At 66.2% G+C, this 19736-nt stretch carries 22 protein-coding genes; 11 read left to right on the plus strand and 11 right to left on the minus strand.

The genetic code is table 11. The annotated features are described in order from the left end of the window. Positions 1-63 precede the first annotated feature (63 nt). The 3 genes from HUX53_RS11285 to HUX53_RS11295 are packed head-to-tail and all read left to right on the plus strand — an operon-like array spanning position 64 to position 2871. Positions 64-429 carry a type IV toxin-antitoxin system AbiEi family antitoxin domain-containing protein gene (locus tag HUX53_RS11285; protein ID WP_176403113.1) on the plus strand — a complete coding sequence of 122 codons (366 nt, stop codon included), beginning with the start codon at positions 64-66 and terminating at the stop codon, positions 427-429. Continuing rightward, positions 350-1729 (plus strand): N-6 DNA methylase, encoded by a 1380-nt coding sequence (locus HUX53_RS11290; protein WP_176403114.1) that lies wholly within the window; start codon positions 350-352, stop codon positions 1727-1729. Before HUX53_RS11285 ends, HUX53_RS11290 begins: the two co-directional genes overlap by 80 nt. 2 nt (positions 1730-1731) lie before the next feature. Then, the gene (locus HUX53_RS11295; protein ID WP_255205158.1) at positions 1732-2871 is read left to right on the plus strand and encodes a restriction endonuclease subunit S; all 1140 of its coding nucleotides are present in this window, start codon (positions 1732-1734) and stop codon (positions 2869-2871) included. Positions 2872-2919: 48 nt separating this feature from the next. On the opposite strand, the gene HUX53_RS11300 is transcribed toward HUX53_RS11295, so the two are convergent. From HUX53_RS11300 to HUX53_RS11320, 5 genes are all read right to left on the minus strand, one after another. Then, the gene (locus HUX53_RS11300; protein WP_176403116.1) at positions 2920-3123 is read right to left on the minus strand and encodes a DUF397 domain-containing protein; all 204 of its coding nucleotides are present in this window, start codon (positions 3121-3123) and stop codon (positions 2920-2922) included. A gap of 2 nt (positions 3124-3125) precedes the next feature. After that, on the minus strand, positions 3126-3302 hold the full coding sequence (locus HUX53_RS11305; RefSeq protein ID WP_176403163.1) for a DUF397 domain-containing protein: 177 nt from the start codon (positions 3300-3302) through the stop codon (positions 3126-3128). Positions 3303-3316: 14 nt separating this feature from the next. Then, on the minus strand, positions 3317-4156 hold the full coding sequence (locus tag HUX53_RS11310) for a helix-turn-helix transcriptional regulator (protein ID WP_176403117.1): 840 nt from the start codon (positions 4154-4156) through the stop codon (positions 3317-3319). 166 nt (positions 4157-4322) lie between these two features. Beyond that, positions 4323-4802, minus strand: a complete 480-nt coding sequence (locus tag HUX53_RS11315; RefSeq protein ID WP_176403118.1) for an NUDIX domain-containing protein — start codon at positions 4800-4802, stop codon at positions 4323-4325. An 8-nt stretch (positions 4803-4810) separates the two neighbouring features. Continuing rightward, complete coding sequence (locus HUX53_RS11320; protein ID WP_176403119.1) at positions 4811-6499, minus strand: hypothetical protein; 1689 nt, start codon at positions 6497-6499, stop codon at positions 4811-4813. 218 nt (positions 6500-6717) lie between these two features. Here HUX53_RS11320 and HUX53_RS11325 point away from each other — a divergent pair, with 218 nt between their 5' ends. The 4 genes from HUX53_RS11325 to HUX53_RS11340 all read left to right on the plus strand — a co-directional run bounded on the left by HUX53_RS11325 (position 6718) and on the right by HUX53_RS11340 (position 9117). Further along, the gene (locus tag HUX53_RS11325; protein ID WP_176403120.1) at positions 6718-7548 is read left to right on the plus strand and encodes a hypothetical protein; all 831 of its coding nucleotides are present in this window, start codon (positions 6718-6720) and stop codon (positions 7546-7548) included. Between the two features lie 216 nt (positions 7549-7764). Further along, positions 7765-8070: a hypothetical protein gene (locus HUX53_RS11330; protein WP_176403121.1), complete on the plus strand. Its 306-nt coding sequence runs from the start codon at positions 7765-7767 to the stop codon at positions 8068-8070. A 65-nt stretch (positions 8071-8135) separates the two neighbouring features. After that, the gene (locus HUX53_RS11335) at positions 8136-8615 is read left to right on the plus strand and encodes an NUDIX hydrolase (protein WP_176403122.1); all 480 of its coding nucleotides are present in this window, start codon (positions 8136-8138) and stop codon (positions 8613-8615) included. Between the two features lie 46 nt (positions 8616-8661). After that, positions 8662-9117: a hypothetical protein gene (locus HUX53_RS11340; RefSeq protein ID WP_176403123.1), complete on the plus strand. Its 456-nt coding sequence runs from the start codon at positions 8662-8664 to the stop codon at positions 9115-9117. A 238-nt stretch (positions 9118-9355) separates the two neighbouring features. On the opposite strand, the gene HUX53_RS11345 is transcribed toward HUX53_RS11340, so the two are convergent. From HUX53_RS11345 to HUX53_RS11355, 3 genes are all read right to left on the minus strand, one after another. Beyond that, complete coding sequence (locus HUX53_RS11345; protein ID WP_176403124.1) at positions 9356-10180, minus strand: hypothetical protein; 825 nt, start codon at positions 10178-10180, stop codon at positions 9356-9358. 87 nt (positions 10181-10267) lie between these two features. Continuing rightward, positions 10268-11605: a hypothetical protein gene (locus tag HUX53_RS11350; RefSeq protein ID WP_176403125.1), complete on the minus strand. Its 1338-nt coding sequence runs from the start codon at positions 11603-11605 to the stop codon at positions 10268-10270. After that, positions 11602-12132: a peptidase inhibitor family I36 protein gene (locus tag HUX53_RS11355; protein ID WP_176403126.1), complete on the minus strand. Its 531-nt coding sequence runs from the start codon at positions 12130-12132 to the stop codon at positions 11602-11604. The genes HUX53_RS11350 and HUX53_RS11355 overlap by 4 nt, the downstream gene beginning before the upstream one ends. Before the next feature lie 109 nt (positions 12133-12241). On the opposite strand from HUX53_RS11355, the gene HUX53_RS42995 reads away from it, so the two are divergent. Both HUX53_RS42995 and HUX53_RS11360 read left to right on the plus strand, forming a co-directional pair. Beyond that, the gene (locus HUX53_RS42995) at positions 12242-12700 is read left to right on the plus strand and encodes a DUF6879 family protein (RefSeq protein ID WP_369009190.1); all 459 of its coding nucleotides are present in this window, start codon (positions 12242-12244) and stop codon (positions 12698-12700) included. A gap of 84 nt (positions 12701-12784) precedes the next feature. Further along, the gene (locus HUX53_RS11360) at positions 12785-12982 is read left to right on the plus strand and encodes a hypothetical protein (protein ID WP_176403127.1); all 198 of its coding nucleotides are present in this window, start codon (positions 12785-12787) and stop codon (positions 12980-12982) included. 162 nt (positions 12983-13144) lie between these two features. On the opposite strand, the gene HUX53_RS11365 is transcribed toward HUX53_RS11360, so the two are convergent. Next, complete coding sequence (locus HUX53_RS11365) at positions 13145-13798, minus strand: RadC family protein (protein ID WP_176403128.1); 654 nt, start codon at positions 13796-13798, stop codon at positions 13145-13147. A 55-nt stretch (positions 13799-13853) separates the two neighbouring features. Then, on the minus strand, positions 13854-15545 hold the full coding sequence (locus HUX53_RS11370) for a DUF262 domain-containing protein (RefSeq protein ID WP_176403129.1): 1692 nt from the start codon (positions 15543-15545) through the stop codon (positions 13854-13856). Positions 15546-15801: 256 nt separating this feature from the next. On the opposite strand from HUX53_RS11370, the gene HUX53_RS11375 reads away from it, so the two are divergent. Both HUX53_RS11375 and HUX53_RS11380 read left to right on the plus strand, forming a co-directional pair. Continuing rightward, the gene (locus tag HUX53_RS11375) at positions 15802-16923 is read left to right on the plus strand and encodes a glycosyltransferase family 4 protein (protein ID WP_309237171.1); all 1122 of its coding nucleotides are present in this window, start codon (positions 15802-15804) and stop codon (positions 16921-16923) included. After that, positions 16902-18173 (plus strand): MFS transporter, encoded by a 1272-nt coding sequence (locus tag HUX53_RS11380; protein WP_176403130.1) that lies wholly within the window; start codon positions 16902-16904, stop codon positions 18171-18173. Before HUX53_RS11375 ends, HUX53_RS11380 begins: the two co-directional genes overlap by 22 nt. Here the strand turns inward: HUX53_RS11380 and HUX53_RS11385 are convergent. Beyond that, positions 18166-19623: an MFS transporter gene (locus tag HUX53_RS11385; protein ID WP_176403131.1), complete on the minus strand. Its 1458-nt coding sequence runs from the start codon at positions 19621-19623 to the stop codon at positions 18166-18168. The genes HUX53_RS11380 and HUX53_RS11385 overlap by 8 nt on opposite strands. Positions 19624-19736: the final 113 nt, after the last annotated feature.

A 19736-nucleotide genomic window follows, 5' to 3' on the forward strand; every position in this document is an offset into this window, starting at 1 on the left:
ATGCACCCATCACGCACCAAACTAAAACTGACTATAAGTAGTGATCACGATAGGCTGCCTCGTATGCGGCAGCGGGAAGCGGAACCCCGCGCCCGGTTGTGGCGCCGGGCGGCGCGTCAGCGTGGCTACTTCACCGCCGCCCAGGCACTTGAGGACGGCTACTCCTACCAGGCGCAGCACTTCCATGTCCGGCGCGGCAACTGGACGCGCGTCGACCGCGGGATCTACCGCTTCCGCGAGTTCGCAGACCTCCCGGCCGGCGAGAACGACCACCTCGCCCGCTGGACGCTCTGGAGCCGGGGCCTGGCGGTCGTGTCGCACTCGACCGCACTGGGCGTCCACGGCCTGGTTGGACCGGCTCCCTCTGCTGTCATGGCTGCTGTTCCTGCGTGCCTTCGACGCCCTGGAGAAGCAGCGCGCCGCGTATGAGGACGATTTCCGGCCCGCGATCGCCCCCGAGTACCAGTGGAGCAATTGGGCCAAGGACGAGAACTTCACCGGCCCGGAACTCCTCAAGTTCGTCAACGAAAGGCTGCTGCCCTACCTCAGCGGCCTCAAAAGCAACGAGTCGGGCGACCCGCGCAACGTGCTCGGCCAGGTCTTCAGCGGCATCCAGAACCGCATCGCCTCCGGTTATCTCCTCCGCGATCTCCTCAACCAGATCAAGAAGATCGACTTCACGTTCAGCGACGACATCCACACGATGGCGTTCCTGTACGAGTCGCTTCTCAAGGAAGTGCGAGACGCAGCCGGCGACTCCGGCGAGTTCTACACCCCGCGTCCGGTCATCCGTTTCATGGTCGAGCAGACGTTCCTGGAACTCGGCGAGACGATCCTCGACCCTGCCTGTGGCACCGGAGGCTTCCTGGTGGAGGCTTACACCGAGCTCACCAAGGATCGTAAGCTGGGCATCCTGCAACAAACGCGTCTCTGGCGAAGCCTGCGAGGCTACGAAAAGAAGTCGCTCCCGTACCTGCTCTGCATGATGAACCTGATCCTGCACGGCGTGACGGAACCCAACATCCTGCACACCAACGCACTCCGCCACATGCTGGACGAAACAGGCCCCAGCAGCCGCGTGGACGTGATCCTCACCAACCCGCCCTTCGGCGGCGAAGAGGAAAGTTCGATCGCCAAGGCTTTCCCAAAGGGCTACCAGACCCAGGAAACAGCCTGGCTCTTCTTGCAATCGGTAATCAAGAAGCTCAAGAACAATGGCCGGTGCGCCATCGTCCTGCCCAATGGCGCCCTGTTCGGTGAAGGCATCGGCACAAAGATCAAGAAGAAGCTTCTAGACGAGTGCAACCTGCACACCATCGTCCGCCTACCCCAAGGCGTCTTCGCCCCCTACACCCAGATTCCGGCGAACCTCTTGTTCTTCGACAAGACCGGCCCCACCAAGGAGACCTGGTTCTACCGGGTCAACCCACCCGAGGGCCGCAAGGGCTACGCGAAAACCAGGCCCCTGCGCTACGAGGAATTCGCCGAATGCACCGAATGGTGGGGCGGCAAAGAGTGCGCCGACCGAGTGGAGACAGAACACGCATGGCGCGTTCCCATCGCCGATATCGTCGCCAACAACTACAACCTCAACCTCACAAACCCCGAGGAAGAGGACGGCCTGTCCCACCGCCCGCCGGGCGAACTACTCAAAGAATTGATCTCTACCGAGAACGAGATCCTCGCTCTCCTCTCCTCCCTCGAGCATAGCCTGAAGGAAAACAAGTGAATATGTATCCCGAGATAGCTCTCGGCGAGTTTATTGATCTCGACGTCGATGCCGAATCTGTCGATCCAGATAAGACCTACACCACCGCCGGCATCTATTCCTATGGAAGAGGGCTTTTCAGGCGCGCAACCATCCTCGGCTCGGAAACGAAATACTCCAGGTACACCAAACTTCACGAAGGGCAATTCGTCTACAGCAAGCTCTTCGGTTGGGAAGGCGCGCTGGCAACGGTCGAGAAGGAGTTTGACGGGCTCTACGTGTCCCACGAGTTCCCAACGTTCACCATTAAGGCAACGGTCGCCGATCTTTCCTACGTCCGACATCTGGCTCGCTGGGAAGGGCTGCACGCCAAGCTTCGCGACAAGGGAACCGGAATGGGTTCCCGGAGACAGCGCGTCAATATCGACCGCCTCCTGGCAACCACGGTCCCGCTGCCGGATGTGGAGGAGCAGCGCCGCATCGCCGCCCGCCTGGACTCGACAACTCAAAGACTCTCGCTCGTCCGCGAAAGTCGGGAGCGTGCCGACCAGCTCAACAATGCCATAAAGGATTCGATCATTCACCAAGAGGAAGCCAGTCCACTGACGAGACTCGGCGACATTCTCACTCTTGAGAGAATTCCCCTGGACATTGACTCTGAATGTGAGTATACACAGATCGGCATACGATCTTTCGGGAACGGGATCTTCCATCGCGACAAACTTCCGGGCCGAGAACTCAGCAAGCTTAAGTATTTCTGGATACAACCGGACCGGCTAGTTGTGAGCAACATCATGGCATGGGAGGGCGCAATTGCCATCTCCACAGACGCAGATCAAGGATGTGTTGGCTCCAGTCGATTTCTAAGCTTCATCCCATCCGACAACACCGATCTGCGATACTTGAACTACTATTTTCAGAGCGGATCAGGCCGAAGTATTGTCCGCAACACATCAACCGGGACAGTTCTCAGAAATCAGACTATTTCAGTAAGTAAGTTCGAGAACATATGTATTCCACTGCCGGACCTACCCAAGCAGCAGCAGGTCGCCAACTTCCTCGACGAATGCGCACTAATAGGCAGAGCTGCACAGGCTCAACTGCCCACCGCATCGGCTCTAAGACAGTCTTTCCTGCATGCTGCATTTAGCGGGGAGCTCTGAGGGCGAGACGTGGCAGCCTGGCAGCTCCAGGCTGCCACGTCTGCCAGGTTACTGCCGGGGGACTGCTCGGAGGTGGTCGAGAAGGCAGCGAACTGCCGTATGAGTCAGTTCGAGGAACGGACCGTCCGGATCTCTAGAATCACGGATCAGGAGCCCCTGCCGGAGGGCCGCAACCTCAACGCACTCGCCGCCCGTTCCGCCGCTGTGGCTGCTCTTACGCCACCGAAGAAGCTCCCGATCCCGACGACTCACGATTACTGACCTCGCACTCGGCTAATCAAGTCACGTGCTGCTGCGATGGTGACACCAAGGTGGGGGCCGTCCGGGTCCTTGGAGTCACGAATCAGGAGATGATCCGGCATCGCAGCTACCTCGACACACTCGCCACCAGAGCCACCGCTGTAGCTGCTCTTACGCCACTGCGGGACCATAGAGTTCGGGTGCTTCACAGGTACTCCTCACGAGTGCGTGTCAAGAGCTCGAAGGTCTCGGTGCGGGAGAGGGATTCGCCCATCACCAAGGAGAACCGTACTCCGGCTTTGAACATCGTGCTCTTACTCTCGATCAGTTGACCGACACCCGCCGCCTCGATGTACATGAGGTCTGCCTCCGCCTCGAAGTTGAGCAACATGAAGCCCCCTTCCAACCCAGCCGGGGCCACCCTGCCGTAAGGCAGTACTCGCACGTCCACATCGAGCGAGTGCTCAAACCCGATGAGGTGGTCCAGTTGCTCCACCATGACTTCGCGGCCTCCGACCGGACGGTGTAGCACTGATTCATCCAACACGAATATCGTCATCGGAGGGTTCTGCCGCGTGAGGATCGTTTGCCGCTCCATCCGTCCAGCCACCCGTGCCTCTAGGGTCTCTGCGGGTTCTCCTGGCATCATGAGCCCTCGGGCATAGCGCTCCGTCTGGAGCAGGCCAGGGACGACCTGGGCAGCAAAACACCTGATGCCGATGGCCTTGCCCTCGTGGCGCAAGTATGCGTCGAAGCCGGGCAGCAGGACGCGGTGGCGGCCGGCGCGGCGGATGGTCTTGTAGATGCGGTGGAAGTGGCCGTCGTCCTGATCCCAGCCATCCGTCTTGAAGTAGGTGTCCAGGTCGAAGGCCGTCTGCTCGGAGACGGTCTTGTCGGCCTTCTCCAGCTGGCAGATCCACTGCGGGGTGCAGCCGAGGGCGCTGGCGAGCTGGTTCTGGGACAGCTTCGCGCGCATGCGCGTCCGGCGGAGTTCTTCACCGAAGTGGACGCGCAGGGCGTCAGGGTCGTGCTGGTCGCTGGCCATGGCGGGGGCCTCCGGCACTCGCTTGACGGGGGGTACGGGGGTGGCCGTGCAGCTGAACACCACTTTCGTAGCTCATTGTAATCAATCAACCGCATGCCGTCCTGGCGTTTACGCAACGGTCAGGAGCAGTTGGCTGGTTCACGTTCCTGATCGCGCGGTCGCGCCGTCACACGCCTTCGGGCACCCAGCCGTATTCGCAGTAATCGATCCCCTGCTTGGCATTGGTGAGAGCTCGGCTGACGTAGGCAAGGGCGTCGACGGGCATGTCGTCAGGGGCGGCCCATACAAGCTCGGTGCACTTGTGTGGTTCACGGATCCGCGGTGTGCCGTCCCAGGAGGCCGTGGTGAAGAAGAAGTCGACGCGAGGTTCGAGAGAACGTCGGAACATCACACCGGCCGGACTGATGTCGACCGGGGCGAGGACAAGGCCGAGTTCTTCGTTGACCTCGCGGGCAATGCTGTCGGTCGGGGTCTCGCCGAGGTCCACGTGACCGGCGGGCAAGGCCAGCTGGCCGTCCGCATAGCCGCTGCCGGCTCGGCGCATGAGCAGCACGCGTCCGTCCGTGCGGGTGAGGATGATGTGGGCGGCGACCGGGTAGCGGTCGTGCTTGGTGTCGAACACGAAGCCGTCGCTGGTACCGCCCACATGTCCTCCTACAGGGCTTTCGGCTGGCTGGTGCGTGACCCGTCCCGGTAGACGGTAATGCCTTTGCAGCCCAACTCCCAGGCGCTTCGGTAGATGTCGTGGACGTCGCCCGCGGTGGCGTCCGCAGGCAGGTTGACGGTCTTGGAGACCGCCTCGTCAACACATGCCTGGACGGTCGCGGCCATCGCCAGATGACCTGCTGGGCTGATCTCGGTGGCGGTTGCCAGCAGGCTCCGGAGGGCCTCCGGAAGTCCGGAGGCACGGGGCAGGCGTCCGTGCACGACCGCGTATTCGATCAGGTCTGGGCGACCGATCTCGTCCAGCACGCTCCGGACGGCGGGGTGGAGCAGGTCGGGGATGTGGGGATCGGTCAGCCGGAACAGTGGCTCGATGCCGGTCGAAGCTCCGATCACCGGAGCGCTGCGGCCGGTCGGCGGGATCGCGATCGTGGAGGAGTTGCGGAGCATCCCGGTTCTGGCGAGACTGGCGGCCAGCGCGGCCCAGTCGCCGCTGGTGACGGTGCGCGCGCCCACGCCGGCGAACCTGGTCAGGAAGGACGGGTCCGCGTAGCGGGACTCACCCGCAAGGACCGCAGGACACCCGCCCCGCTGGACGGCGAGTTCAGCGGAGGCCACCTTGCTGGCGTAGTTCACGAACGCGACCGCGTCACGGGCCAGGTCTCGTCCCGCAACGCTGTCATACGCCAGTCCTGCCGCCAGCAGTAGATCGGCCAGCCCGCACACGCCGACCCCGATCTTCCGCTTCCCCGCCATGATCTGAGAGGACAGGGCGTGCGGGTAATGCGCAAGGCTGGCCTCGATGGCGTCGTCCAGTGCACGGACGAGCAGGCGTACCGTGTCGGCCAGCCCGTCCAGGTCCAGAGTCGCCGCTGATCCGCCGGAGCGGAAGCGTGCGAGGTTGACGTAGCCGAACTGGCAGGTCTCCCCCTGGACGAGGCCGACTTCGGCGCACGGAGCGGTGGAGACGTAGCGGCCGAACTTCGGAGCGGGGTTGCCCTCGTCCATCCGGTCGGCGAAGAGCAGTCCCGGGTCCGCGCAAGCGGCGGCGGCCTCGGCGGCCGCCCGGAGCAGGTCGCGTTCCCGGCCGGGTGAGGCCGCGGCGCGCATCTCGGCATCAGTGACGGTCAGGGAGATGTTGAACCGCCACTCCTCACCGCGGCCATCGGCCGAGGTCTTGCAGGTGATGAACTCGGCTGCTCTGGGGTGCGCCAGGGACAGGACCGCCATGTTCCCGACCGGCCGATCTTCCAGGCCGCCGACGGCCCCGGCCACGGCCACGTCGTTGAGGTACCGCAGGACGGCGACCGGGTCGTCGAGGTCGTCGAGGTTGAAGCCCGTGCCCATCCCGGCGCGGTGGTAGTCGTCGACCACGGCCTTGACCTTCCCGAGGTCGCCGCGCAGGTCGACGGGCGGTACCGCGCACGCGGCCAGCGGCCGGTCGGCGTACCGACCGGCGTTGGTCATGATGGGGGTGGAGAACACGATCCGGCGGTCGTCGAGTGCCTCACCGAGCCGCTGCCCGAACCCCCCGTCGCCGTCGAAGTGACGGTCGGCGGCGGCGAAAGTAGCGACGATCCGCTCGACCATGGAGCGGGCACTCTCCCCGTCGCCGACGATGCGCCCGTCGCGCAAGTAGGTCTCCAGATAGGGGGTGGAAGGGAAATGGGACCGGAACATGCTGCCTCCGTAGTCCGGCTCGTCCGATCGAAGCTGTGCCTCAACCGTCAGGCGGACGCCGGAGAACCGGCAGATGAGAGCGCATGCGCGGTCATGCGGCGCCGTTGCGCGGCTTGCGCGTTCTTGCGCGTGTGGTGACGAACCGCCTCCCGGCGCTTACCGTGAGTTGGGACTGAACCGTTCCGTCCCCGCACCGGTTCTTCAAGAAGGAGCCGCAGGTGAGCAAGCCGGTGACCAACCACGATCTGGAAGACCTTTTGTCCGAGGCGACATTCGACCGTTCCCACGCCGCTTTCGCCCGCCAGGTCAACCGAATCGGTGCACAGGACCACGGGCTGATCCTCAGATACGACGGGGCGTCGGTGTACTGGTGGCTGCGCGGGCGTCGTCCTGAACAGCCCGGGCCCGAGTTGATCGCCAAAGTCCTGTCCGCACGGCTGCGGCGGCGGGTGAACGCCGCCGAACTCGGCTTTTCTGGCTTGGATCAGCAGCGGGACGGCCTGCTGTTCCCCGCCACGGTTCCCGAAGCGGTCGAGACGGCCGCTGCCCTGTGGCGCCGGTTCGGGCAGCGCGGACGGCCGGCGGCGGTCGCGCCGTTCGTCACCGCGGCCGCCGTCGAGGCCGGATGGCGCTGGCACTTCGACCCGCCCGACTCCACCGTCACCCGCACGGCGGGCCGCCGCGTCACCGGTCAAGACGTGGAAGTCCTGCGCGCCTGCTTCGACCAGTTCCTGGATCTCGATCGACGGCACGGCGGCGGCCACGCCCGAACCTTCCTCGCCGACTTCCTCACCCGCGACGTGGCCCCGCTCCTACGCGGCTCCTACACCGACCCAGTGGGCCGGGAACTGTTCGCGATCGCGGCCGAACTGACCGGGACCGCCGGATTCATGTCCTACGACATCTCCGAACAGGGCGCCGCCCAGCGCGCCTTCATCCAGGCACTTCGCCTGTCCAAGGCCGCGGGGGATCGCACGTATGGCGCTCACATCCTGGCCAACCTCGCCACCCAAGCCGTCTTCCTCAACCTCCCCTGCGAAGCCGTCTGACTCTCCCGCGCAGCAACCGATGGCGCCGGACGACGGCCCGTCGCCGCGGTATCCGCCCGGCTGCTCTCCAGCCAGGCCACCGCGTGCGCCCTCGCCGGGGACCTGCAGTCCTTCCGGACGGCGATCGGACAGGCCCAGCACTCGCTCGACCGCTCCGACGGCACCGGCCCCACCTGGGCCCGCTACTTCACCCCCGCCCATCTGGCAGGCAGCACGATGCGATCACTGCTCGACCTCGGCCGCCCCGAGGAAGCCCTGACCTTCCAGAAGCAGGCCATGGACGTCGCCCCCGGGAACGCCCGCACGCGAGCCCTTCACACCGCGCTCACCGCGACCGCCCACGCCCAAGCCGGGCAGATCGACGCGGCGGCCCACCTGGCTCTCGATGCACTCGCCCTCGCCAAGCCAATCCGGTCCCGCCGAGTCCAGGCCCGCATAACCCTGCTCGCTTCGACACTGGCACCGCACTGTCCGATGCCCGAGGTCGACGCCTTTCTGGAACAGGTCACCACGCCGACCTGATCTAAGCTCGACAGAGACCGTCTCATGCGCCCGTCTTCATGGGGTATTGGAGTACCGTCGAGGAGGTGACCAAGCCGTACCTGGAGCCCAAGGAGTGGTACGCCACCCTGCCGACCGTCTACGTGTCGGTGTGCGCGCTCCTCACCGACGACCGGGACCGGGTCCTGCTGGTCAAACCCAATTATCGGCCTTACTGGGCGATCCCGGGCGGCATCCTCGACCCTGGGGAAGCGCCCCATGAGTGCGTCGACCGTGAACTCAACGAGGAACTCGGTCTCAAGATCCAGGCCAGTCGGCTGCTCGTCGTCGACTTCGTGCCGCCCCAGGGTGACCGGCCCCGCCCCATGATGAATTTCCTCTTCGACGGAGGCACCGTCGAAGACCCCGGTCTGATCCAGCTGGAGGAAGACGAACTCGATACCTTCGAGTTCTTCAGCTGGGAGGACGCGGAGACCAAGATGCCGAGCAATACCGCCGGCCGCGTCCCAGCCGCCCGTCGCGCCCGAAGACAACAGCAGACGATCTACCTCCCTGCCGCGCACTGACAGCCGGCGCCGCTCGCCCTGAGAGCATTGTTGGAGGAGGCCGATCGTGGAGTGCTCCGATGCCCATGATCACACCGTTGGCGATGGCGAGCAGCAGACTGATGTGCTGCAGTCTCAAGAGCAGTCCGGCACTGTAAATTATGCTGCCCGCGGATATGACTGCTGCGATGCCGACACGGTCGACAAGCCACCCCGTGACAGCGGCCCCGGCAACGCCCGTAATGGCCATGGCCGTGTAGCTGGCGGCGAGCAGGTAGAGGGCATGCTCCGCATCGAGATACAGGGGCCATGCTGTCTTCGACAGGTTCATGCCGGTGTACAGCAACAGATGGGCGACGAGAAGCCGCATGACGTCCGGGCGACGCCAGATCACAGTGGGTTATGCCCTCTTCTTCAGTTCGGCCTCGACGACTGCGTGGTTCTCGGCAAGGTCCTTCGAGTCGGGGTGGATACGCAGTCCCTGCTGGAGGATTTCCAGGGCGGCGGCAGGGTTCCGGTGTGACTTGCGATTTCAGCCCGCAGGCTCCAGGCATCTGGAGTCAAATTTGTGCTCCAAACATGGCGGACATGGGTGGTCAGGACCTCTGCGGCCTCCTCATGCCGACCGATGTCGCTGAGTGCGTAAGCCAGGTCGTATGTGAAAGGACCAGACGTCTGGGCCGAGGTGGATGGCGCTCTGGAATGCCTTGATGGCCTCGGAGGTGTTACCTTCCCGTCTGCTATCTCCTGGGCACGGCGACTCATAGACCGTAGACCCGCCCGGGGGGAAGGTGATTGCCGACGGCAGACACGATCAGGTCATGGAGATACCGCATGGACTCGGATCCTGGGTCAGGGGCCAGATTCCCATGATGTTCTAACACCGCGAGGGTGACTTTCCACTGACGGGCCGTCAGTGCGACCCGCACCTCCTGCGCTGTTCTGGGAAGAGAATCGATCGCGTCGCAGACCCGATCGCAGTCTTCGACGATGTCGTCGACGTCGCCCTCCTCGATCTCCATGAGCGCCATCTTCCGAACCTCAGCCCGGACGATGCCCACCTGGTCAGTGGTCATCTTTACCTCGAAGGTTTCGGTGGCGGTACGGTCTGGCCGTTCGATCGGCTGACCATCGTCGTCGAGTTGGTAGATCCATTCCGGCGCCGTTACCGCTGGCCAGAGCCGCAGTAGATGCCATTGCCGACGGGTGTCGAGATAGCGGGAGTACAGGCGTAGTCGGTACATGCCCGTCCCACCCTCGAGGTCAAGCGCCAGCGCCTGCAAGCCGCTGGCCGACAGTACTCGGAGCCGCGCCGCCTCGAAGGAAACTGAGCTCTCAACGACTTCTGCAAAACCGCCGGTGTCGACTTGCAGCGGGGGTTCGGTGCCCCATTCTTCAATGGTGATATCGACATTGCGGGCAGTGGTCCCCGTGTCGACGAACACATCTCCTTGGAACAGATCGAAAGTTCCGTGGCTGCGCATGTCCCGGTCGAGAGCGTCCGGGATGATGTCACCGGTCGAGATGCGATACCATTCGTCCTCGGCGATCTGTACGGCTGCCTCAGCTGTGGCGAGCGGGCGCACGGTGCCTCTCCTTCCTGACGAGGAACGGCCAGGGTACCCCGTGAACGCAGGGGCACCCTGGCCGTTGGGCGGGCTAACGCCGGGCGCCTAGTACGTGCTGCACTGCTTTACTGCGGGGATCTGGTTGTCCGGAGGGGCGTTGAGCACCCACACCCAGTACGGGTCGCCCAGGATGTGCTTGCCGCCCTCGTTGAGGGACGGCAGGATCCGGTTCTTCTTGTACAGCTCGGCGTTCAGCGCCCGGCCGTGGTTGCCGTTCTGGTCTGCCGGCAGGAATGCGCATGAGTACCGCGGGTTCGTGCTGCCGCCTTCCTCGCTGGAGGCGTACGGCCACTCGTCGCACTCCATGCCTGCCGGCGCCTTCGCCAGGATCACCGAAGTGCAGATCGAGTCGTGGTGCTGCCTCCGGGTGACCGGGTCTGTCCGGTGCAGCGGGTTGTGGTATTGGATGTGTCCGTAGTGCTTGAGGTTGTCGCGGATCACCATGCCGTACAGGTCGTTCTTGACCACCTCGCGGTAGTCCCCGTAGTTCGGGTCCGCGTTCTTGTAGTCGATGTAGAAGGTTGCGGCAGACGCGTTACCCATGTAGTAGACGCAGCCTGAACCTCCGATGTAGCTTTCGCTGTCACAGCGAACGTTGAACGGGAGGTTCAGCCAGTTACTGGCGCCCCTCCCTGGGAACGCGTTCACGGTGTTGAGGGTCATCACCATCTGCGGGTTGGTGTATTGGATGGAGTCACCCGGAGCCGAGGACGGGATCGAGGTCGCCAGCTCGTAGTAGGTGTAGGTGTTCGGAACGATCTTCTTCTCCACCGGAGCGGGACGCTGGCAGGTGCCTGGATCGCAGTTCAGCGACACAGCGAACGAAGGCACCGCCTTGATCAGCTCGGGAGACATACTGGTCACAGTCACACCGGCCTGCATCAGCCAGGTGGGGTTCTTGGCGCTCAGGGTGGCCCACACGTCGTACTGGACGATCGCGGCGACTTGACCGGTGTCTTCGTTCATGATCCGGCCCACGTCTTCGTAGCAGGCGTGGAAGCGGTCGTAGTTGGTCTTTTTCTGCGCCTTGGAGCACAGAGCCGCGGGTGGCCTCGGGTCAGCAGCGGCGCGTCTGATCTTCGATTCCGACACCTTGGGGACCTCGGCCGGGTTGGCCGGTTCCAGGCACCAGCGCGTCGCGTGCCCATCGCGTCGGCTCGTCATGCACTGCTTCTGCCGGCTCCCCATTCCGCGCTGCAGCCGCTTGAGATACCCCTTCGTCGCCCCAGGGTCGCTCGGATCGCGGCGAGGGTTTTGCGAACTGGTCGTTGAGGAGGTCGCTGGCGGGTTCCCGTGAGGGGTCGGCGTGAACGCGGTCAGCGACAGCATGCCCGCCATTGCCGCGACCAGGAGGGGGATGCGACGTCGTTTCATCTGCGTCACCCGCAGAACGTTTCGAACGAGTCGGCCTTGTTATCGGCGTTACCCGTGTAAGTGGATTCCCCGCCCGGGTTCTCGGTCCACAGGCTGGTCGGCGGCTGCGTGCCCTGGTCATAGACCAGCACGGTGTTCTTGGAGTAGTTCTGCCACGAGGACGTGGAGTTACCGAAGCCGTAGTCGGTGAGGTACTGCCACAGACCGTTGGGGGCGCAGTCCCTGAAGGTGAGCTTGCGGCCGCCGTAGTTGGTGTACTGGAAGAAGCAGTACGCCCCTGAGGCGCATACCCCTGCCGCGGCGCCGGCGGCGGGGATGGTCAGGACGACACCGTCGCTGAAGGTGATGATTCCCGGACCGGTCTGCCGGGCGCCAGGATGGGTGGCCGTGACCTGGTCGACCTGCTGCTGCACGTCCGCCTGCGGGCCGCTGGTGGCGGCCTGCGCGGGAGCGGCGAACGTGGCGGCCGCGGTCGCAACGGCCACGACGGTGACGGCTTGGACGGTGACAGTCTGGACGAAGTGGCGGGTTTTCATGCACTCCCCTTGGTGGGTGAACGCTCTGTAACCCTTCTGTCGAACAGAGCGGCGAAGTTGTCTTCGCGCCTCGGAAGCTAGGTCAGCCATTCACCGCCAACAAGGGCCCATGCAGGTAAAGATCATTTTACCTTCCCTTGACCTGCATAGACAAGATCAATTGAGATCCTGCGTAAACCAATTGGTCCTGCAGGAGTCCTCGCCACCTCAGCAAATTTGGCTCGCGCCAACAGGCCTTTCCGGTCCGTCACAATTAACTTTTCCAAATCTTTTCACCAACCGACAGATCCGCAACGGCCACCCGGTGCCCGACACCTGGCAGGCCCGCGCAGTCCTCATCTCCACCTATAGATCCCTTTCGACCTCGCTTGATCATGACGGCCTGAGTTGTGATCTGACTCGCATTGTGACGGACGCCGACTGCCCACCGCGGGTTCGTGTCGTCAGCAAGCCCCTCACCGACTACATCCGCTGGGGGCACTCCGTCACCCTCCACAATGGGCGCGCCGTCGGCGCTCGGTTGATGTGGGGTGCGGGCGGTGAATGTGCGGTTAACATCACTTCATAGCTCACGGTAATCATCAGAGAGCAATCTGTCCCGCGAATCGAACGACGGCCGACCGCAATCGGACGTGAAGGGGCAGGTCAACTGATGAAGAACGCGAGAACGGCTGAACTCGAACGGGACTTCCCCGCCTGGATGGTGTGGGTGTCCCGGCAGGGCGCGTGCTGGGGCGCCGTCCGGCGTGACCCGAAGTCGAACCTCACGCCGACCGTCATCGCCGACTCCGAGGACGAGTTGCGCGCAGCGCTGGCCGTCCAGCCGAGCGGCGGGGAACTGAGCCGGTGAACCCGGCCGCCGGCCTGAAGCGCTGGATCCCGGGCCTTCAGGTCTGGTACGGCCTCTACACCGGCTCCTGGTGGGCATACGTGCCGGGTCGCCCGGATCGGCTGATCGAGGCGACCTCCCCTGAAGCCCTTGTGCAACGGCTCTCCCCACTGGCCGGCCTGGTCACGACACCCGGGCCCAAGCGGTTTCGGTGACGATGACGTGATCCAGAAAGCGAAGACCGACCGTTTCGGCCGCGTCGCGCAAGAGCTCGGTCACCTGCGCGTCCGCAGGGCTGGGCTCAAGGCGTCCGCTCGGATGGTTATGTGCGACACCGAAGGCGGCACCGCCGATCGCGAGCACGGTGCTCAGTACATCGCGGACGGGTATCAGACTGCGGTCGGCGGCGCCTTCGGTCAGCGGGACGACGCGTAGCACACCGCAGTTACCGTCGCAGGCGACCACGACGACCCGTTCGTGCCGGAGGCCGCGCAGGAACGGTGCGGCCACGACGGCGATATCCCCCGAACCACGAATCCTGCGCCGCTCCGCTACGCCTGCCGCGCGCCGAGCCAGTTCAAACGCGGCCGTGACCCGTGCGGCCCTGGCCGGGCCGACCCCACGCAGCCTGCTCAAGGTGTGGGGATCGGCCTGAGCCAGGGCGACCAGGCCGCCACGCTCGTCGATCAACCGTGCCGCCATTTCGATCGCATCGCACCCCGGCATTCCGGCCCCGAGCACGAGAGCCAGCAACTCGCGGTCGGACAGCGCCCGCGAGCCCTGCCGCAGCAGGCGTTCGCGCGGCCTGTCCGACTCGGGCAAGTCCTTGACCCGCATCCGCATCCTCCCTGAGAGCAGGAGAGCAGACGGCTACGACAGAACGCGGCGAGCCTCAGTCGTCGGTGTCCGTGTCCATGACCTCGACCTTCATTGAATGCCGGGTGACCTCGGGGTCGGGCTCCTTGGTGGGGGCCTCAGCGATCGCTGCACCACGCACGAGTTCCTCCGCCCAGGCGAAGAGCGTCTCCAAACGCGCTGCCAGGAAGCCCTTGTAGTCACGGCGCATGGCCGCGTCGAACGCCTGCGGCGAGACCAGGAGGCTGTCGAGCCTTTCGCGTATCTCCTGCTCGCCGCTGAAGTCGATCTCGGTCTGAAGGTAGGCGTCCGGAGGTTGGTCGGCTACGAACTGGTTGCTGATCGCGGTCAGCATGACGATGTTGGCGAGCGTATTGGCCTGCACGTAGCCGATCTCCTGCCGGGCGAGCCACGCCTTGGGGAAGAAGTGGTGATATTGCAGGTCGTTGGACATGGCGAGGGCACGCCCGGTATCGATCCGCTGCCCCGTCCGCAGATCGCGGGGACCTGCGGCCGCCAGCAGCAGGGCGTGTGCCTTCGTCCGGCCGCTGTCCCGCCGATACTGCTGCCCGGACCACAGCTTGGTGCTCAACGGCGCGGTGTCCACCTCGATGACCTTGGTCTCGCCTCGCGCGAATGCGGAGACGGCGGCGAGGTCGGCGGCCATCTTCCGCGAGTTCCAGCCGTCGTAATAGCCGGTGAGCGCGGTCCTCCAGAACCAGCTCCGGATCGCGGTGAACTGGCGCGCGTCCGGTCTGGGCAGCCGCCTGAAGATCTCGATGACCACCGCCAGCTGGTTCGGGTACGGGAGTGCCTCGGCGGTGGGTGTGCCGATCTCCGTTGAGAGGAAGTCCACGGCGCGGCGTGCCGCGTCCTCCGTCTGTGCGATGGCCGACGTCAGCTTCTCGGGCGGCAGCGCGGGCAGACCTTCGATGTCCTTCGTGGAGAACCCCAGGTCCGCCGCCGCTGAGATTGCCCTGAGGAGCAGTTTCCGGTCGATCTGCCCGTAATGTTTGCGGGCGAGGACGTCACGGACCTGGTCGATCGCGTCCAGCAGGTCGAACTCGTCCGTCCACGTTGCGGCTCGGACGAATTCCACGGTGGTGAGCGGAGTCCCCCGTGTATTGACCCGCTCGAAGATGCGTCCGACCTCAGTGAACGATGTTGTTTCGAGTGTCACCACGGCGACCTCGTACTGGGTGAACCTATTGAACAGGAGGTCCGCCCTGTCCTCCTGCTCTTTGGGCAGCTTCGTGACCCGCTTGAAAAAGGCCGACGGGTCGTCGAGGAAGCGGAGCGGGACTTGGTGGGCCGGCGGGTCATCGAGATCCTCGCGGTGCAGGAAACGCTCTTCACGCAGGTCGTACACCAGATTCCAGTAGCTCCGCGGGTCGTCCGGCTCCCAGTGGAGCGCGCCGCAGATCGTGGACAGGCGCTGGCAGCCGTCCAGAAGGTAAGCGGTCACGTCCGCGTCCTCGCGCGCGTCGATCGCGAGGCCGGCGATCGTGCGTTCACTCGCGAGCGGAAGGTCACTACGCCACAGCAGAAGGCTACCGATCGGGTAGTTGCGTCCTATCGAATCCAGGAGATCGAGAACCTGGCCTCGCGTCCAGACGAACTCACGTTGGAACTTGGGGAGACGGATCCGCCCCTCCCGGACGCGTGACGCGAGTCCCGTGATCAGCTCCGGTACCGGTCTGTGCTCCCGTTCCTGGGATCTTCTCGACACCTGTCTCCCGCTTCACCCGCCTGTCATTCCTTGACCGCATCATGACACTTGCCTGCGACACCCTGATGTTCCATTCCAGAAAGTTGCGACCTTTCGGCCGGTTCGCGCCAGGCGACCCTGGTGCCGCCCTCGACGACATCGCATCGACACGTGGCCTGGTGCCCGGTTGGAGGGCGTCTGTGCGGGAAGTCGTGGTCGCATGGAGATACCGCGGACTCTGGTGCTGACTGGGCATTTCCCCCCGGAGCCCGGTGGGGTGCAGACGTTCACGTGGGAGCTGGTGCGGCGGTTGCCGGCGGATCGGGTGGTCGTGGTGGCGCCGGCGCGGGACGGGGCCGCGGAGTTCGACGCCGGGCTGGGGTTTCCGGTGGTGCGGCGGCGCGGGTACCTGCTGTTCCGGGGGTTGCGGGGGCTGGTGGCGCGGTACCGGATCGAGGCGGGGTGGATCACGGCGGCGGCGCCGTTCGGGCTGTACGCGCCGCTGGTGCGGGCGGCGGGGGTGCGGCGGCTGGTCGGCTCGGCGCACGGGCAGGAGCTGGGGTGGTTCCGTGCGCCGCCGACGCGGGCGGCGCTGCGGGCGGCGGCCCGGTCGTTCGACGTGCTGACCCATCTGTGCGACACGACGCTGCCGGAGGTGGCGGGCGCCGTCGGGGACCGGACGCGGCTGGTGCGGCTCGCGGGCGCGGTCGACACGGTGCGGTTCCGGCCGGGGCTGGACGGGTCGGCGGTCCGGCGGCGGCATGGGCTCGGCAAAGGTCCCGTGGTGCTGAGTGTGGCGCGGCTCGTCCGGCGTAAAGGGCACGACATGCTGGTGCGCGCGTGGGGCGACGTGGTGCGGAGGCGGCCGGACGCGCGGCTGGTCATCGTGGGGGACGGTCCGATGCGGCACCGGCTGCAGGAGATGGCGGACGGGTTGGCGCCCGGCACGGTCACGCTGACCGGGCACGTGTCGGCGGCCGATCTGCCGCGCTACTACGCCGCCGCCGACGTGTTCACGCTGCCGTGCCGCGACGACCGGCACGGGCTGCAGACGGAGGGGCTGGGCCTGTCGGTGCTGGAGGCGTCCGCGGCGGGGCTGCCGGTGGTGGTCGGACGGTCGGGCGGGAGCCCGGCGTCCCTGGTCGACGGGCGGACGGGCGTGCTGGTCGACGCGACCCGCCCGGACGAGCTGGCCCTGACCCTGCACCGGCTGCTGTCCTCTCCGGAGCGGGCCGCCGCGATGGGGGCCGCGGGACGCGAGTGGACGTGCGAGAACTGGAGCTGGGACGCGGCCGCCGTCAGGCTCGGAGCCCTGCTGGCCGACTCTCCGTACCTCGATTCGCCGTCGCAGTACGCCAGACCGGGGATGGAGCCCGTATGGGACTCAAGGAGCAGCTGAGCCGCCAGGATTTCCGGCGGCTCATCGTCGGTCAGACGGTCTCCTCCTTCGGCGACTGGGTGGGCACGCTCGCGCTGATGTACTTCGTCCTGGAGCTGAGCGGCTCCACGACGGCGGTCGGTGGGGTGCTGGTGCTGCGGCTGCTGCCGTCCGCGGTGGGCGCGCCGGTGGCGGCGCGGGTGGTGACGCGGTGGCGGCGGCGCAGCGTGATGCTGTGGTCGGACATGATCCGGACGGGCATGGCGTTCGCGCTGCCGCTCGTCCCGTGGCTGTGGTGGGTGTACTTCTGGGCGTTCCTGATCGAGGTCGTCGGGCTGATGTTCCTGCCGGCGCGGGACGCGGCGATCCCGTTCCTCATCGAGGACGAGGAGGACCAGCACGACACCGGCACGCTGGAGATGGCCAACGGCATCACGATGGCGACGTCCTACGGGATGATCCCGCTGGGCGCGGGGGCGTTCGGGCTGCTGCTGTGGCTGTCGAACCAGGCCGGCTGGGAGGGCCACTGGCGGTACGTCGTCGTCTTCTGGCTGAACGCGGTGACGTACCTGGTGTCGTACTTCATGATCCGCTCGATTCCCGACCTCGGGCCCGGCCCGGTCGAGAAGGCGGACATGGAGCACAGCGAGCGGGAGTCGCAGGGCGGCTTCTTCCGGGCACTGCGCCTTCCGGTCCTGCGCGGCGTCCTGCCGGGCGTCGCGGTGGTGGCGCTCGGGCTGGGCGCGCTGTTCTCGCTGGGCGTGGTGTTCGTGAAGAACACGCTGGACGCGGGCGCGGTCGGGTTCGGCGCGCTGGTGGTGCTGTTCGGCGTGGGCGCCATCGCGGGCCTGCTGCTGATCCACCGCAAGGCGGGCAGCCTGATGACGCAGGTCCGGCTGGGGACGGCCGCGCAGGGCATCGTGATCGCCCTGATGGGCGCGCTGGGGTCGATCACCTGGTCGTTCATCGGGGCCGTCGTGTTCGGCGCCGCCGCCACGAGCGCCCTGGTGGGCGGCATCACCTACCTCCAGGAGGAGCTGAGCGGGGTCGAGCGAAACCTGGCGCTGACCGCGTTTCACGCGGTGCTGCGGTTCGGGCTGGCGCTCGCGGCGCTGCTGTCGGGCGGCGCGGCCGACCTCCTGAAGGAGGCCGGCGCGTCCCCGCTCGGCCTGGCACCGGGCCAGTTCGTGCTGGCGGCGTCCGGCCTGGTGGTCCTCCTCGGCACGTTCCTGATCCGCGCCCCCGACGCGCGCGAGATGTCGCCTACCTGACGGGTGCGGGCTCGGGGTCCCGCTCGGTCTCCACGGCGGACGCCTCACCGTGGCTGTTGGCGGCGCGGAGCGCGACGACGGCCGCGGCGGCCAGGAAGACGCTGCACGCGAGCAGCGCGCGGGAGAACCCGGCGGTGAGCGCCTCCGGCATCGGCGTCCGGCCGGCGATCAGCCCGTTGGTGCGGGACGTGGCGACCGCGGTGAAGATCGCCAGGCCGAGCGCGCCGCCGAGCTGCTGGGAGGCGTTGAGCAGGGCGGCGGCGAGCCCGGCCTGGTCCGGCGGGACGTTGGCGTTGGCGGCGGTGGTGACGGACACGAACGCGGCGCCGAGCCCCAGCGAGCTGATCAGCAGCCCCGGCAGCAGGTCGGTCGGGTAGGAGCCGTCCACCGGGATGCGCGACAGCCAGTAGACGCCCCCGGCGGCGAGCAGCAGCCCGGCGACCAGCACCGGACGCGTGCCGATCCGGGTGAGCAGCTGGGACGAGACGCCCGCGGCGACGGCGACGCCGAAGCACAGCGGCAGGTAGGCCGAGCCCGTCTCCAGCGGCGAGTAGCCGAGGACGTTCTCCATGTACAGGCTGAGGAAGAAGAACATCGAGCCGATGCCCGCGACGGCGACGAGCTGGGTGACGTCCGCCGCCGCGAGCCCCCGGATCCGGAAGATCGACAGCGGCAGCAGCGGGTTGCGGCCGCGCTGCTCGTTCACCAGGAACGCCAGGAGCAGGACGAGGGAGCCGGCCAGCCCGCCGGTCGTCCGGCCCGCGTCCCAGCCGGCCTCCGGCGCCTTGACCAGGGTGAACACGAGCAGCAGCATCCCGCTGGTGACCAGCACGGTGCCCAGGACGTCGAAGTTCGCGAGCCGGGCGCTGCGCCGGTCGCCGTCCACGAGCAGGAACAGCCCGGCGATCACCAGCACGCAGACCGGCACGTTCACCAGCATCACCCAGCGCCAGCCGGGACCGTCGGTCAGCAGCCCGCCGAGCAGCACCCCGGCGGCGGACGCGCCGCCCGCGACGCCGCCCCAGACGCCGAGCGCCCTGCCCCGGTCGCCGCCCTCCCGGAACATCGTCGTCAGGATCGACAGCGTGCCCGGCAACATCAGCGCGGCCCCCGCACCCTGGGCGAGCCGCGCGCCGATCAGCATGCCGGACGTCGTGGCGAACCCTCCGGCGATGGCCGACAGCGAGAACAGCACGGTGCCGGCGACAACGACGCGGCGGCGTCCGAGCAGGTCGGCGAGTCGGCCGCCGAGCAGCATGAACCCGCCGTAGGTGAGCAGGTAGCCGGACGGCACCCACTGCAGGTCCTCGACCGAGAAGCCCAGGTCAGTGCGCATCGCGGGCAGCGCCACGTTGACGATCGAGGCGTCGATGAAGTCCAGGAACGCGATCGTGCACAGCAGCGTCAGCGTGATCTTGCCGCGTCTCGTGGCGAGAAAGGAGCCGGTCATGAAGCCCTCCGAGTGGTTTCGTTTCGCGGCCTTGGAGAGGACGGGCGTCCGGAAGTGTGACGCGATGAGGCCCACATCACATCTGCGCGGCGGATGTCACACTTCGGGCGGGC

The organism is Actinomadura sp. BRA 177 (assembly GCF_013372625.1).
GTDB lineage: Bacteria > Actinomycetota > Actinomycetes > Streptosporangiales > Streptosporangiaceae > Spirillospora.

What these genes read in the sequence shown, in the direction of transcription:
- HUX53_RS11320 (WP_176403119.1), bottom strand. Translation starts at nt 6,499, where the DNA reads ATGTTCCGGTCCCATTTCCCTTCCACCCCCTATCTGGAGACCTACTTG.
- HUX53_RS11355 (WP_176403126.1), bottom strand. Translation starts at nt 12,132, where the DNA reads ATGAAAACCCGCCACTTCGTCCAGACTGTCACCGTCCAAGCCGTCACC.
- HUX53_RS11360 (WP_176403127.1), top strand. Translation starts at nt 12,785, where the DNA reads ATGAAGAACGCGAGAACGGCTGAACTCGAACGGGACTTCCCCGCCTGG.
- HUX53_RS42995 (WP_369009190.1), top strand. Translation starts at nt 12,242, where the DNA reads ATGCAGGTAAAGATCATTTTACCTTCCCTTGACCTGCATAGACAAGAT.
- HUX53_RS11310 (WP_176403117.1), bottom strand. Translation starts at nt 4,156, where the DNA reads ATGGCCAGCGACCAGCACGACCCTGACGCCCTGCGCGTCCACTTCGGT.
- HUX53_RS11380 (WP_176403130.1), top strand. Translation starts at nt 16,902, where the DNA reads ATGGGACTCAAGGAGCAGCTGAGCCGCCAGGATTTCCGGCGGCTCATC.
- HUX53_RS11295 (WP_255205158.1), top strand. Translation starts at nt 1,732, where the DNA reads ATGTATCCCGAGATAGCTCTCGGCGAGTTTATTGATCTCGACGTCGAT.
- HUX53_RS11385 (WP_176403131.1), bottom strand. Translation starts at nt 19,623, where the DNA reads ATGACCGGCTCCTTTCTCGCCACGAGACGCGGCAAGATCACGCTGACG.
- HUX53_RS11365 (WP_176403128.1), bottom strand. Translation starts at nt 13,798, where the DNA reads ATGCGGGTCAAGGACTTGCCCGAGTCGGACAGGCCGCGCGAACGCCTG.
- HUX53_RS11330 (WP_176403121.1), top strand. Translation starts at nt 7,765, where the DNA reads ATGCGATCACTGCTCGACCTCGGCCGCCCCGAGGAAGCCCTGACCTTC.
- HUX53_RS11305 (WP_176403163.1), bottom strand. Translation starts at nt 3,302, where the DNA reads ATGGTCCCGCAGTGGCGTAAGAGCAGCTACAGCGGTGGCTCTGGTGGC.
- HUX53_RS11285 (WP_176403113.1), top strand. Translation starts at nt 64, where the DNA reads ATGCGGCAGCGGGAAGCGGAACCCCGCGCCCGGTTGTGGCGCCGGGCG.